Annotated in this window: 9 protein-coding genes; 6 read left to right on the top strand and 3 right to left on the bottom strand. The window is 53.5% G+C overall.

Annotated elements, in window-relative coordinates; translation table 11 throughout:
* Window positions 1-60 precede the first annotated feature (60 nt).
* Window positions 61-1818, bottom strand: coding sequence for a carbon starvation CstA family protein (locus SH527x_RS16640; RefSeq protein WP_437191806.1), 1758 nt, complete (start codon window positions 1816-1818; stop codon window positions 61-63).
* 238 nt (window positions 1819-2056) lie between these two features.
* A complete protein-coding gene (locus SH527x_RS16635) occupies window positions 2057-3784 on the bottom strand; it encodes an Nramp family divalent metal transporter (RefSeq protein ID WP_437191805.1) in 1728 nt (575 codons plus the stop codon).
* Between the two features lie 771 nt (window positions 3785-4555).
* Here SH527x_RS16635 and panD point away from each other — a divergent pair.
* Window positions 4556-4927 (top strand): aspartate 1-decarboxylase, encoded by a 372-nt coding sequence (panD, locus tag SH527x_RS16630; RefSeq protein WP_437191804.1) that lies wholly within the window; start codon window positions 4556-4558, stop codon window positions 4925-4927.
* 335 nt (window positions 4928-5262) lie between these two features.
* Complete coding sequence (locus SH527x_RS16625; RefSeq protein ID WP_437191803.1) at window positions 5263-8496, top strand: secretin N-terminal domain-containing protein; 3234 nt, start codon at window positions 5263-5265, stop codon at window positions 8494-8496.
* Between the two features lie 46 nt (window positions 8497-8542).
* Here SH527x_RS16625 and SH527x_RS16620 read toward each other — a convergent pair whose 3' ends face one another.
* Entirely contained in the window at window positions 8543-8695 is a 153-nt protein-coding gene (locus SH527x_RS16620) for a hypothetical protein (protein ID WP_437191802.1), read from the bottom strand.
* A gap of 327 nt (window positions 8696-9022) precedes the next feature.
* On the opposite strand from SH527x_RS16620, the gene SH527x_RS16615 reads away from it, so the two are divergent.
* From SH527x_RS16615 to SH527x_RS16600, 4 genes are all read left to right on the top strand, one after another.
* Window positions 9023-10231 (top strand): cofactor-independent phosphoglycerate mutase, encoded by a 1209-nt coding sequence (locus SH527x_RS16615; protein ID WP_437191801.1) that lies wholly within the window; start codon window positions 9023-9025, stop codon window positions 10229-10231.
* Window positions 10232-10496: 265 nt separating this feature from the next.
* Complete coding sequence (locus SH527x_RS16610) at window positions 10497-11813, top strand: Gfo/Idh/MocA family protein (RefSeq protein WP_437191800.1); 1317 nt, start codon at window positions 10497-10499, stop codon at window positions 11811-11813.
* A gap of 296 nt (window positions 11814-12109) precedes the next feature.
* Window positions 12110-13546: an NADH:flavin oxidoreductase gene (locus SH527x_RS16605; protein WP_437191799.1), complete on the top strand. Its 1437-nt coding sequence runs from the start codon at window positions 12110-12112 to the stop codon at window positions 13544-13546.
* An 84-nt stretch (window positions 13547-13630) separates the two neighbouring features.
* Complete coding sequence (locus SH527x_RS16600; RefSeq protein WP_437191798.1) at window positions 13631-14161, top strand: NUDIX hydrolase; 531 nt, start codon at window positions 13631-13633, stop codon at window positions 14159-14161.
* Window positions 14162-14568 lie beyond the last annotated feature (407 nt).

The following is a 14568-nucleotide window of genomic DNA, read 5'->3' as shown; positions in this document are numbered from 1 at the left end:
TTCTTTCATTTGAGCCAGATCCTGATCAGCACTCGAGTTCAGTGCATGAACGCTTCACACTCACACTTCCGTCGCTAACTGATGCTCAGGTGGTTGCGGTTCCGCTGGCTGACGGAAGAAGACAATCACGATCGCTTCCCAAATCATGAGGACAGCCAGAGCGACAAGCATGACAGCGATCCAAGGGACCGGGTTCATGGTCATTCCATTCTTAAAGTGCTTGGAAATGATGTGAACCAATGCCCAAATGCTCATGACAGACATCAGCACCATTGGAATCCCGGTCACAAACCAAACCCAGACTGCCTGTCGCGTGCGCCATAGCCAAACAGTGACGCCGAGCAATGTGATTGCAGCAAGAAGCTGGTTACTTGCCCCGAAGAGTTCCCAGAATGTGCGCCAGACAGGAATACGACGACCAGTTGAATCGACGGTCGCCTGAAAGACGAAGAGCATCGGAGCTCCTGTTGTCACCAGCGTTCCAAGCCAGCGTCCCGCTTTACCCTGCAGCCCGGTCAGCTCCTGAATAATGAAACGTCCCAGTCGGGTGCAGACATCCAAAGTGTCATAGACAAACGTTGTGAACGCCATCAGAGCGAAGGAGACCCCGATCGCGGCCGGGACATTGATTGATTCAAGAAACCCACCGATCCCAAGTGCATAGATGAAGTTCGGCTGTGGATTCTTCACCAGTGCACTGTCACCTGACAGGGTCATAATACAGCAGAGAGAAATGATGGCGACCATCGCTTCGAGCAGCATGCTTCCATAACCAACACTCTTGGCGTCAAGTTCATTCTTCAATTGCTTTGATGTCGTCCCAGATGCAATCAGCGAGTGGAATCCAGAGCAGGCCCCGCAGGCGATTGTGATGAACAGCATCGGAGCCAGCGTGTCTCCTTTCAAACTTGTCCATCCGGTGAATGCAGGCAGCTCGACCGGCTTTCCTCCAGCGATGAGTCCGATGGCCCCTGCTCCCAGAGCAATCAGCAGGAAGTAGCCTCCCAGTTCCCCACGCGGTTGCAGTAACAACCACAGCGGGACGACAGAAGCGACCGCACAATACAGCAATAGCGCCACGTCCCAGGAGACATGGGCATATCCTTCCGCTTGTGCCTCCGTCAAAGCCGGAAACGCCGACTGGATCATTTTCACGAGATCAAATGGAATCCATTGTCCCACAACGATGGCGACACCGACCAATGGAAGAAAGATCAACGATGCCCAGCCGCTGCTCAGCTTCGTATATCGCATCAGCAGGCCCATAATAATGGGAAGTGCCAGGTACATCAGAGAGGAAGAAGCGATCCCTGCTCCACTGACGACTTCACCACTTTCCAGCTGCTGATTTCCGACAAACGAGGCGGCCGTAATGTCGGTGAACGCCACGATGATGTAAACCAGAGCGAGCCAGATAAAGGTCAGGAACAACAGAAACGCACGTTGGCTCATGTGTTCGCGAACAACTTCGGCAATGGATTTGCCCTGGTGCCGAATAGACGCAACCAGTGCGGTCATGTCATGCACGCCGCCAATAAAGATGGAGCCCAGCAGAATCCAGATCAGAGCAGGAGCCCACCCGAATGCGGCAGCAGCCAGAATCGGCCCGACAATCGGACCAGCTGCAGCAATCGCCGAGAAATGCTGATTCAGCAGCGGCATCGTCGCCTGAGGGGAATAATCGACATCATCCCGCAGCGCATACGCCGGAGTCACCGCTTTTCGGTCGAGTCGCAGCAGTCGAGCAAGAATGGACCCGTAAACGCGATATGCAATCAATAAAATGATCGCCGAACAGATGACAATGGAGACCATCATGACCCAGATTCCTTCAATTTAATCCTTCACTGCACCGACAATATCATACCGCATGATTCGCACATTCACCGCATTCATTGCACAGTGTCTCTTGTGCTGCGTTGAGTGTGCTGATCATCTGAAAACAGCCGAGCCACCTGAGAGTGACTCGGCTTGAATCTCAATTATGAGTCCCCGTCCGAACCGGAGTTCAAACAGGAACCGGGTCTGAAGCCCTATTCACATCGAACCCTTCGGGCTATGACCGAGGGTTCAATCCTGTCGTCTGGGAAACACCGGTCGCAATTGCTTCAGATTCATCAAGAACCCGAACTTCTGAGACCTTCTCTCCTTCAATTTTCGCAACCTTTGCCTTCGACAAGACAAACGTATCGTAGGTCGCGATCGCTCCAATGAACGTGTAGAACGAACCTGCGAGAACCAGACCTGCACAGCGGAAGAATCCCGGCTTCAGTTCTTTGGGAAGCAGAAGGCGATTCACAAAAATCACATGGAAGCAACTAAGCCCCAATGCGAAATTATAAAATGTTGTCGTCCAGACAAGTAGCTTGTCCCCTTTGACCAGATTCAGCAACACGAGGCCGAACAACGCGTAGATCACAACGGAACCGAAGAACAGGCGACCAATCCAGCGGGGATCCCAGGTTCGCAACATCGGGCTGGCAGTCCAGAACACATCCACCCAACGACGCAATGCCCCTTCAGCAGTCGTCAGAGACGAGGTTGCCAGCACCAGAAACCCGCAGAACAACGTCAGGTGCCAAAAAAGCAACCCATAGTTTGGTCCGACCGCGGCTGCGACTCCATCGGCCGTCATGCCTGCCGCCAGCCATTTATCTTCAGGCACAACGCCTCGCGGAAGGAACTGGACCGAAAGCATACTTGGCAATGCCATCCCCAGAAAACAGGCAGGCATCCACACATAGAACTGCTCGCGCTGAACATGCTTCAGCCAGCCACGCCAGCGTTTCATCGACTCCTGAGTCACGCGAAAGACTTTTCCGACGTGCGAAAGTTGGATTGAATGGCCGCCAACGATGCTGGAAATGGCTCCAACTTCCTTCCCCATCCCCCACCCTTGATCGCGGGTGTAATTACTGACAGGTGTGTTCGTCAGACCGCCGTTTCCTGCAATCGCCGCCATCGCCGTTACCAGTCCGATCATCGACAGATCGAGTGCAGGCAAGGACTGGCCATTCCACCAGGCAGCGATCGGATTCATCAATTGTGGCTGGCTCTCAGGTGTTTCTCCCTGATACGGCAATGTGCCGAATCGAACAAACCCATAACCGATCTCAGCCCATGTTTCCCATGTCGAATAGCCCAACGCGAGAAAAGCAAGAAACCCAATCACGATGAGCAGTTTGAAGCTCATCACGTACTTCATGGAGCTATAGACCTTGCCCCCGAAGACCAATGGAGACAACGAAAGCAGCAAGATCCCGCAGGCAACCGTTGTCAGCAAAGTCCCGTCTGTAGCGGGGTCAGGAAGCCTGCCCAGATACATGGCCGTCAACGGAATTGCGGCATTGGAACTCAGATACGGGAGGAATGATCCCAGATCCATCAGGATGTAAATCACCAACCAGAACACTGGTCCTGGCATCGTTCGAAACTTGCCAGTGAAAATTGGTTCACCGCTATAGAGCGTGTAGCGGCTGATCTCAATGTTATAAAGCACCTGCCCCAGAATACTGAGTGTCGCCAGCCAGAGCAGAGCGCCCCCGTATCTTGCAGTGACGAATGGGCCTGTCAGCCATTCTCCGCCCCCGACCGCTGCCGCTCCCATCACAAGACCTGGCCCGATCAGCATGGGGATTTGTCGCCAGCCGAAAATGGGAGCCTTACCCAATTCGCCTGTCGTCCACTGCGGCATCGCTTTCGAACCGATATAGGGCGCCTCCCATTGAGTCGCATCTCCAGCCCCGGAGGGATTCTGTTCGGTTTGTTTTGTCGCGTCCGACATCCTGACCTGCCTGTACTCTACTTGAGACTCTGAACTTTACAGCCGAAGCCTCATGTTCTCGTGACACCCTGTTATCTACCGCCGATCAAAATTGATCGTGAAAACCGAGCTCGACCTGCCCAAACGAGAATTGAGCCAGGTCAGACAAATCGGCACCGGGATAACCCTTTTGAACCTGACATCAACATGGTTGTGATTCGAAATGACGAATCCGGCCCCTGTTCATGCCTGCACTTCATGGAGCAAAACGCCCCTTCTTATTTCACTTGACCGGGCGTTGCATGAATCCTGTCCGTCGCACTCAGCCAAGGTGTCTGGGTAAATAACTTCCCAGGCACCCCTTCAGATCAGCGATTAGACATAAGACACACAGCTTCCGGAAACATGAACTTTCGAGAATATGTCCAAGAGTCGCAAGTCTTTCCCCTGATGTTTTTCCATGAATTCATCCATGTAATTCCGATCAAAGCGATTTCCAACAACTTGCGGCATCGAATCTTACGACATCCTGAAGCTGAATACTGCAAGCACTGGAATCGCCCCCCTTGCTTCTCATCTCCAACTTGCCTCGATCAGGCGCCTGAACAGCAAAACAACGGGTTCCGTATACCGGAGTCACTTCCGCAATCCAGTCTCTTGAACAACTTCGAATCCATCCCTTGGTGTCTGGCGCCTCTGACGCTTAAAATGGGTTTTTCTGTTCGGCGTTCTTGGGCCGTCGACCGTGTAGGTCTGTTCCTGAGGACCACACTTCGTGGGTTTTCCACTCGAATGCTCCTGCGACTCTTAAAAGCTAAATTGCACATGGCCGCCGTCACTCAGACGGAGCTAGATTACCACGGCAGCGTCACCATCGACCGCGACCTTATGGACGCCGTGGGATTACTCCCATACGAACAGGTCATGATCGCAAACTGTTCAAATGGAACGCGTGGCGAGACTTACGTTCTCGAAGGAGAACGAGGGTCTGGGCAAATCCAGATGAACGGTGCTCTTGCCAGACTCGCTCACCGTGGCGACCGAATCATCATCATGGCATTCGTGTTTGCGACGAAAGAAGAAGCGGCAGCGCATCATCCGAAAGTCGCGATTCTCAACGAGAAGAATGTCATCACCGAGCAGTTCCAGGCCGACATCGCCTGACGCAAACTGATCGAATTTCGCAACTTGCGACGTGTCGCCCTCTTAAAGACTTCAAAGTCACTGAAAGCCCCCTTTCAGTGTCATTGCATTCCATGCGCGCATCGCCGGGTGATTCCTACCTGGCACCTGCAGCGGAACAAGGCAGCACAATGCCCTCCGTTCATAGCGACTCTTCCCGCTATTCCTCCGGCAAGCACACCGAAATCCGCATTACTGGACACAATCGACTGATCATGCTTTCCAGCCAACACATCAGCGGATTAAAATAGGACAGCAATTCCGATAATTCACGAGTCTCGATACTCCTCTCTTTTTTCGTGCGATGAGTGCCCACGATGCAATGTGTCGTTCGTATCTTCGTACTCCTTGCGCTACTGAACTTCGGGCAGTGGCTTCTTGCCTCTTATCAGCCTGCCGTTCCGACACGAATCGCTGACGAATCGATCTCGGTCTTCACTGCTTTGAATGTCATGGACGAAGTCGGGCGCGATAAAACGCAGACCTCATCGTCAATGAGAGTGAATGTGTTGCTTGCTCAAGCAACACCGACAGCAACTCCGACTGTCCAAGCGACACCAGGAATGTCAGTCGATCCAGTGGCGCGACCTGCTTCAGGATCTCCTTCACCACCGGGCAACAAACCACCGGGCTCACCTCTAAGCGGTGCCACTCCTGGCAAAGACGGGGCGCCTGCGAAAGAGGGAGAGAAGAAGGATAAGCCAGCCGAACCAGCTGTCATTTCTAGACCGTTGACTCCAGAGAAGCCCGGCGACCCGGAACAGTTGAACATCGTCCCAGATGAACATGGTCGCGTCCGCTTCAACTTTGCAGGTCAAAGATGGAAAGACGTTCTGGAGTGGCTCGCGCGCGTCTCAAACCTGAGTCTCGACTGGCAGGAACTCCCAGCCGACTATCTGAACTTGCGGACGCAGCGGGATTACTCGCTTCTGGAAGCCCAAGACCTGATCAATCGCCACCTGCTCTCTCGCGGGTTCACGATGCTGAAGTCAGGTGAAGTCCTGACAGTGACAAGCATCGCCAAGCTCAATCCGGCTATGGTTCCACGAGTTGCTCCAGAGGAACTCGAACAACGCATGGACTATGAGTTCGTGAAGGTCTCGTTTCCACTCAAGTGGATTCTGGCGGATCGTGTTGTTGAAGAACTCAAGCCAATGCTGAGTTCCAACGGCAAGCTTTCTGCGTTGAAGGAAGTCAATCGCTTTGAAGCGATGGACGCCGCGATCAACCTGAAAGAAATCCACCGCATGTTGCAGCAGGAGCAGTCACAGGATGCCTCCAAAGGAACGGTGGTTCGCGAATTCAAACTGAAACATCGTCGGGCCAATGATGTTCTCCTCTCGCTTGAGATGATACTGGGCATCGAAAAAAACCGTATGCCAACGCCCGGCGGAGGTCGAGGCGGCGACATGATGTCGCAGCAGATCATGCAGCAGATTCAACAAATGCAGCAGATGATGCAGCAGCAACGAGGGAATCAACAGGGTTCAGGACCAGCGAAACAGGAAGACCCGCGATTGATCGTGAATGAGCGAGAGAACAGCATTCTCGCGCATGCTCCTCCAGACAAGATGGAGATCATTGATCAGACGATCACGGCAATCGATGTCCCCGGCGATGGCGAAGCTCAGATGCTGCAAAACATCAGCAAAGTGAAGCCCTATCGACTGACGACCCTCGATCCGCAACCACTCATGCTGATCCTGAAAGAGATGGGGGAACTCTCTCCACAATCACGCGTGCAGGTGGACGACAAGAGTAAAGCCATCATTCTCTATGGCACACTTTCTGACCACTACATCGTGCAGTCATTGATCGCAAAACTCGATGGCAGCAATCGCAGCTTTGAAGTCATCCAACTTCGTCGCGTTCAGGCCGATGCCGTTGCCGGAACGATCCAGTACATGCTGGGTTCGGAAGAGAAAGACAAGAACAAAAACAATCGGTCGATGTATGGCTATTTTTACGGCGGCGGCATGCAACAAGAGAGCACCGCCGAACAGCGTCCATTCAAAGTCGATGCAGATATCGAAAACAATCGCCTGCTCGTCTGGGCCAATGACGTCGAGATGGATGAAATTCGACAATTGCTTTTGAAGATGGGCGAGATTCCACCGGGCACAAGTAACCCTGAAACCCTGCGAACCATTCAGCTCAACTCAGATCAGGAAGCCGAGAAAGTTCTGGAACGACTGCGTGAATTGTGGCCGGAAGTTGAACTCAACCGGCTTCAGATTCAGCAACCGCCTCAAACACCAGAACGCTCTCCTGCTCCAGTGGAATCGGCTCCCGCCCAGAAGCCATCCGTGCGTCGCATGGAAGTTCCCAAGGTCGGCATCCCTGTCGCAATGAGCAGCCGGAAGGGGTCCTTGACTTCTTCCACGACGCGTCCACATCCACTGGCCGATGACGACACGACAGGTCTTTCGCCAGCAGGACTTCCGGCATCTCTGTCGCTCGCCGATCTCGATCTGATCGATTCCAAAGCCACGCCGGAACCACGCAGCACACCGTCTGCATCGGAACCGACAACAGAATCAGCAGAGAAACCCACGAGTGAAACGCGACCAGAAGTCAGCCCGGACACTCCCTCGGTAGCAGCCTCCGGTGCTCCGCCAATTATGATCCGTCGTGCCCAGAACGGGCGCATCATGATCGGGTCTCCAGACACCGCGGCACTTGACCGCCTTGAAGACCTGCTCGCCGAACTGTCGCCCCCTTCACGCGACTACAAGATCTTTCACTTGAAGTATCCGAGTACCTGGGCCTACGGAGTTGAACTCAATCTGAAAACGTTCTTCAAAGACACGTCGAATGAAGAAACGGTGACAGACATGTTCTGGGGGAACTCATACACCACCAAGAAAGCAACCGATCAACGACTGTCGCGTCGCAAAGAGTTGAAGATCATTTCCGATGACGATTCGCGGACCATTCTTGTCCAAGGGGGAACTCCGCAGCAGCTGGCAACGATCGCAGATCTTATTGAGATCTATGACCAGCCAACATCAGGCGATCCCCAGTCTGTTCGCAAAACCGAGATCTTCCGCATGCAGTATTCAAAGGCGGACCAGATCGCTGACACCTTGAAGCAGGTCTATCGCGACCTGCTGAGCGCGAACGATCCCTCCCTTCAGGCCAGCAATCAGAATCAGCAGCAGAAATCGACAACCGAACGCATCTACAGCTACCGCAGTGGCAATTCTGAAAACAGCGACGATAAAACCAAAGATCAGCAGCAACCTCTGAAATTCAAAGGTCTCCTTTCGATCGGAGTGGATGAGATCTCCAACAGTGTCGTTGTCTCCGCTGGCGAAGAGTTGCTGGCGGAAATTCGCCAAACGGTCAAAGCTCTAGACGACGCCGCCCATCCTCATATTAATGTGCAGGTGTTACAGGTTCAGAATCTGGACACCTCGCTGCTGAAGGAACGAATGGACAAAACATTCGCACCATCCGTCCGCAGTTCCAAGACTGGCGATCGAAACAAGCAACCAAAGCAATCACCTCCGCCGCAGCAGCCCCCACAGGCGGATCTCGATACCGAGTAATCCAGACTGGTTCGGTCTATCATGCAGCCGTGGAAAAGCCTTCCAGTTAAGCGAAAGGCTGAATTCCGCGTGCCAGAAACGCTGCATGATTTCTGGAAATGCTCTCATCGAGCGGAAAGCACTTCTGAACCTGTCGCTCTCCGGTTCCCTCTTTAGGGACGCCGGCTCTCACTCGCATCAATTCTTTGGCTTCTTCCATCCCGATCGTCGTGGAGAATCCCTCTCAAAAAATCGGTTCCGCCCGATAAAACGAACGAAGCGCTTACATAACCGTCGTTCCTGAAATAAGAAACGTCCATTAAGTCCGGTGACTGGTTCGAGGCCAACTCCACCCGCTACATTCTAGAGACGTTATTTCGGTTGTATTGGGGAGATGCCTGCGCCGCATCCCTCAGGAAGCCAAATAGATCGCTGCTCCATTCAACTGCAGTCGAGCGGAAACCGATATCACGAATCTGCGCAGTGCAAAGTCACCAGCAGGCATCCGTTTCCAGCAACAGCATCCCCGAAGTTCTTTTGTGCAATCATGAAATACGTTTTGGTCATTCCCGACGGTTGTGCAGACGAAGTCCAGGCGTCCCTTGGAGAAAAAACTCCATTGCAGGCAGCGCATGTCCCTAACATGGACGCAGTTGCCCGACTGGGAACGACCGGACTAACAGACAACGTGCCTGTCAGCATGCCATCCGGGAGCGACGTGGGGACAATGAGCCTGTTTGGGTACGACCCAAAGGTTTACCACACAGGGCGTGCCCCACTGGAAGCCGCTGCCCAGGGAATCGGACTCGGGCCAGATGACTGGGCAATTCGCTGCAATCTCGTCACTGTCAAAGACGGACGGATGCAGAGCTTTACTGCCGGGCAGATTCCGAATGATGCAGGGGCAGAGCTTGTCGAGATGTTGCAGAAGCGGTATCGCAATGACCGTCACCTGCAATTCTACCCCGGTGTCAGTTATCGCAACCTGTTGCTGTATCGCCCTGAAAATGGACAGGCTCCATTCAGCAGCGAAACGTTCACAACACCGCCACACGACATCACAGATCAGGAAATCGCCCCACATCTGCCAAGCGGCTCAGGTGCCGATGAGCTTCTGGCATTGATGACCGAAAGCGAAGAGATGTTCGCGGATTGTGCCCCGAACAAAAAGAGAATTGCGGAAGGGGGACTGCCGGCATCTCAGATCTGGCTCTGGGGACAAGGACGCACACCGTCGCTGACTCCGTTCGAGACACGATTCGGTGTTCGAAGTGCCGTGATCACTGCTGTCGATCTCTTGCGTGGAATCGGCCGACTGCTGGGGTGGGATGTTGTCGAAGTTGAAGGGGCGACCGGCTACCTCGACACGGACTATGCGGCCAAAGGACGCGCGGCAATCGAGACATTAAAGAACGGGACAGACTTCGTCGTTGTGCATGTCGAAGCGACGGATGAAGCCTCTCACGAAGGCCATGCCGACGAGAAAGTCAAAGCCCTGGAAGCGATTGACCGCGACATCGTTGGCCCGATCCACGAGTACCTGAAATCGCAAGGGGAATATCGGCTGCTGGTCTGCCCTGACCATCCGACATTCCTGCGAACGAAGACCCATAGTCATGGTTTCGTTCCGTTCACCATGTGTGGAAACGGCATCCCTTACAACGGGGCGAACACTTATGACGAAATCGCAGCTGAGACAACTGGCGATGTCATGGTGAATGGCCATGACTTGATGCCGCGATTTCTGCAGAATTAAGCCGACTTCTCAAGACTTTTATCGATTAACAATTGAGAACAGTCCGCAGTGGAAACCTCCTACTCTCGTAGGAAACGGTGAGAAATCGGACATTCCGCGCGCACAAATTTGAAAAAAAACTGCACGGAGCAGACACATCCGTACATAAGTACCTGTTCAACAAATCGAAACTGATCAAACTGACTTCTCGACAGACCGCGCCATCGACTAGGATCGGTTGACCTAATTACGTGCTCCCTTCGATTTCTGCAGGAGAATCCCGCCTATGTCGACTCCGGAACGACCACTGTCCTCCCCATCACGTCGCGACTTTTTGAAACAGGGAACCGTTGCTGGCCTGACAAGTGGCCTGCTGGCGTCTTTCGCAGGCAACGCTCAGTTGTATGCTGCCGAAAGTAACATTATCCGCGTCGGTCTGGTTGGTTGCGGTGGACGCGGAACCGGAGCTGCGAATCAGGCTCTGAACGCGGACCCAAATGCACGCCTCGTCGCTGTTGGCGATGCGTTTCCAGACATGATCGAATCCAGCCTGCGCACCCTGAAGGCTCAGGCCGGGATCGCAGATAAAGTTGCTGTAGATGACGAACACAAGTTCGTTGGTCTCGATGCTTATCGTCACGTAGTTGATTCCTGCGATGTGGTGCTGCTCGCATCTCCTCCAGGATTCCGCCCGGAGCACATGGCCTATGCTGTTGAACACGGCAAGCACATCTTCTGCGAAAAGCCGGTTGCGACTGACAGCGTCGGCCTGCGTTCCGTCATCGAAACAGTGAAACGAGCGAAAGAGAAAAACCTCGCTCTGGTTTCCGGGTTCTGCTGGCGACACGATTCCGCCAAGAAAGCGTTCTTCGAGCGCGTCCTGAATGGTGGAGTCGGGGACCTGCTTTGCAGCTATGCAACTTACCTCGCCAGCCCTGTGAAGCCGATGCCACCAGCATCGACACGCCCAGCCGGGATGACAGATCTCGAATGGCAGGTTCGCAACTGGTACAACTTCACATGGTTGTCAGGCGACGGTCTCGTTGAACAGGCCGTTCACGCTGTCGACTGGTTGGCATGGTCCAAGAATGACGTTGCTCCTCTGAGCTGCACCGCAGTCGGTGGTCGCCAGATCCCTGCAGAAGGTGGAGACATCTTCGATCATATTGCAGTCAACTATGTCTGGGCTGATGGCTCACGTGCATTCATTTCTCAGCGACAGATTCCCGGATGTTTTAACGAGAACAACATGTACGTTCTCGGAAGCAAAGGGAAAGGCGAAATGTCCCGCCGCGGCGCGACAATCACCACTGCCGAAGAGAAGTGGAAATACTCAGGCCCAACACCGAACATGTATCAGGTCGAGCATGACGTGTTGTTCAAGTCCATTCGGGATGGTAAGCCTGTCAACGAAGGCGATCGTCTGATCAGCAGCACTTTGATGGGGCTGATGGGACGCATGGCTGGCTACACTGGCAAAGAAGTCACGATGGACATGTGCCTGAATTCTCCAGAAAGCCTCGTTCCGGAAACACCAAACTGGGACGCAAAAGTCGAGTTCCGATCCGTTCCACGTCCGGGCGTCAGCCAGATTGGAACATAGTCAGAAATGCAGACTGCAAAACAGCAGCGGTAAAGTCAGCAACACTGCTGACCGAGAACAGGCCCTGGCAATCACATTGTGATATCCTGCAAGGGTTGACGAACTTCCTGAGAAGGGGACTCAACACGAGTCCCCTTCTCTTTTTTTATGCCTGGTCTGTGTCTGTACTTAATCAGCGTCCGTTGACTTCCCGTTATTGCAATCAACGAGTCACTGGCCCAACAGGAATTACGATCCTCCATCATAATTTGTGTTCGCCCAACTGATTGAGAATACGTTTGAGAATGGCCTGAACGATGTCGTATCCCAGAATTGCCAGCCTGAAGACCGCAGAACAGTTTCGGCAGCATCTTGCCAGCCTGAAAATCGATCTGCCATTTGACGAAGAGATCATCAATGGAGTCGACAGTCCGTTAGGACAACCGTGTCAATCTCATGAAGGAACGATTGGCAATCGCTTCTGTATTCTTCCCATGGAGGGCTGGGACGGAGAAACGGACGGCCGCCCAAGTGACCTGACTCGTCGACGCTGGCGAAACTTCGGCTTGAGCGGGGCAAAACTGATTTGGGGAGGAGAAGCTGTCGCCGTTCAACCGGAAGGGCGAGCAAATCCCAATCAGCTGATGATCAATCAGCATACGCTCTCGGACCTCGCCAACCTTCGTTCCCTGCTCCTCGCCGCGCATCAGGAACAGTTTGGAAAGACCGATGATCTGCTGCTGGGTCTGCAGCTGACACATTCTGGTCGATTTGCACGACCCAATGCGAAAACGATCGCCGAACCGCGGATCGCTTATCGCCACCCAATCTTGGACTCGCGTGTCAACGTACAGGACGATCAACCGGTCCTCTCCGACGACGAGTTAAAGCGGTTGATCGAGACTTTCATTAACGCTGCCGTACTGGCTCAGTCGGTCGGCTACTCGTTTGTGGATTTGAAACACTGTCACGGTTATCTCGGGCATGAGCTCCTGTCCGGATTCGACCGACAAGGAGAGTTCGGAGGGAGCTTTGAGAACAGGACTCGTTTCCTGCGCGACATCGTCGAAGGAATTCATGCTGGAGCGCCCGGTCTCGGCATCGGTGTCCGACTCAGCGTGACAGACTTCATTCCGTTCACGACAGGAAAAGACCGCATCGGACAGCCGATTCATGCTGGCCCTTATCCGTATGCCTTTGGCGGCGATGGTACTGGTCTCGGAATTAATCTGGATGAACCTAAGCAGTTCCTCGACTTGTTGAAGTCTCTGAAGATCGACCTCCTCTGCACAACAATCGGCAGCCCTTATTACGCTCCTCACTTCATTCGTCCGGCAATGTTCCCTCCTTCAGATGGATACCTTCCGCCGGAAGACCCGTTAGTCGGTGTCGCTCGACACATTGATGTCACGGCACAACTCAAGCAACACGCCCCTGACATGATTCTGGTGGGGTCAGGATACAGTTATCTGCAGGAATGGATTCCCAACGTCGGACAGCATGCAGTCCGCACCGGGAAGGTCGATTTCGTCGGACTCGGACGCATGGTCCTGTCTTATCCGGAACTGCCAGCAGATGTCCTGTCAGGCAAACAGCTGCAGCGCAAACGCATTTGCCGGACATTCAGCGATTGCACGACAGCTCCACGAAATGGAATGGTCTCTGGATGCTATCCTCTCGACCCGTTCTATAAGGCACGACCTGAACGCGAGCAGATGGTCTCACTGAAAAAAGAGCTGGAACTGCACTCCTGATCGCCATCGGAAAACGATCACCAGCAAAGCCTGAACATTGACTAACTTGCAACAAGCACTTTCAGCGGCATTGGATCGCCACGTATGACAAACGAAAAAACGATATTGGGCGAAGGGAAATACCTGCAGCTTGCGAAAGAAGGGACATGGGAGTACGTCCACCGAATTCGTGGAATCGGTGCCGCAGCCATTCTCGCAGTGACGTCGGACAAAGAGTTCCTGTTCGTCGAACAATTTCGAGTCGCCATTGGTCATCCCGTCATTGATCTGCCTGCCGGACTCGTCGGGGATGACGACGCGACCGAAGACGACTTTGAAGAAGCCGCACGGCGCGAGTTGCTGGAAGAAACCGGGTACTCAGCGAAGAAGCTGAAACTGTTGATTGCCGGGCCAACCACATCGGGTCTGGCCACGGAACTCGTCCACATCTATCTCGCGAAGAATGCGAAGAAAGTCCACGACGGCGGCGGAGTCGATGGAGAAAACATCACGACTCACGTTGTTCCGTTTCACAAAGCAAAAGCCTGGTTCAAGCGCCAGCAGAAGCTCGGGAAGCAGATTGACGTCAAAGCCTTTTTCGCAGCCAACTGGTACATGGAACGTTATTCAAAATGACCTCTTTGTGAGATCAACTCGCCCTGACAAACAGGTGATGCTCAATCTGGCATCATCTCCTTACTGGCAAACAGTTTATCGATTCAAACATCCGGTCGATCCAACGCAATTGATCGCATGTCCGCATTCGAGTCGCCAGACGGGCATCGTCTGGACCTTCCTGTTCGCAACTTCTTGACACAACAGCAAATATTGATACATTGAATCTGCTTCGAATCCCCTGCCTGTGAAACTGTTTGATCGGAAACAGCCCTCTGTTCCGTTTCAACTGTAACACCGGCCTCCACCTACGCACCCACCTGATGAGAGCCGCCTCCCTGACTGACGTCACGGCGTTTGCTAATCGGAAATCCGACTTTCACACAGGGAAATGCCCTGTCATTTTGCGGTGAAGTATCTCGCCCTGA

It is taken from the genome of Planctomicrobium limosum, assembly GCF_051465645.1.
Taxonomy (GTDB): Bacteria; Planctomycetota; Planctomycetia; order Planctomycetales; family Planctomycetaceae; genus Planctomicrobium.
The sequence above is the reverse complement of the archived record's forward strand: the minus strand, read 5'-3'. Positions and strand labels throughout refer to the sequence as shown.

Bases quoted from the DNA above. Each gene is read 5' to 3' on its own strand.
- SH527x_RS16640 (WP_437191806.1), bottom strand. From the start codon at position 1,818: ATGATGGTCTCCATTGTCATCTGTTCGGCGATCATTTTATTGATTGCA.
- SH527x_RS16635 (WP_437191805.1), bottom strand. From the start codon at position 3,784: ATGTCGGACGCGACAAAACAAACCGAACAGAATCCCTCCGGGGCTGGA.
- panD (WP_437191804.1), top strand. From the start codon at position 4,556: ATGCTCCTGCGACTCTTAAAAGCTAAATTGCACATGGCCGCCGTCACT.
- SH527x_RS16625 (WP_437191803.1), top strand. From the start codon at position 5,263: ATGCAATGTGTCGTTCGTATCTTCGTACTCCTTGCGCTACTGAACTTC.
- SH527x_RS16620 (WP_437191802.1), bottom strand. From the start codon at position 8,695: ATGGAAGAAGCCAAAGAATTGATGCGAGTGAGAGCCGGCGTCCCTAAA.
- SH527x_RS16615 (WP_437191801.1), top strand. From the start codon at position 9,023: ATGAAATACGTTTTGGTCATTCCCGACGGTTGTGCAGACGAAGTCCAG.
- SH527x_RS16610 (WP_437191800.1), top strand. From the start codon at position 10,497: ATGTCGACTCCGGAACGACCACTGTCCTCCCCATCACGTCGCGACTTT.
- SH527x_RS16605 (WP_437191799.1), top strand. From the start codon at position 12,110: ATGTCGTATCCCAGAATTGCCAGCCTGAAGACCGCAGAACAGTTTCGG.
- SH527x_RS16600 (WP_437191798.1), top strand. From the start codon at position 13,631: ATGACAAACGAAAAAACGATATTGGGCGAAGGGAAATACCTGCAGCTT.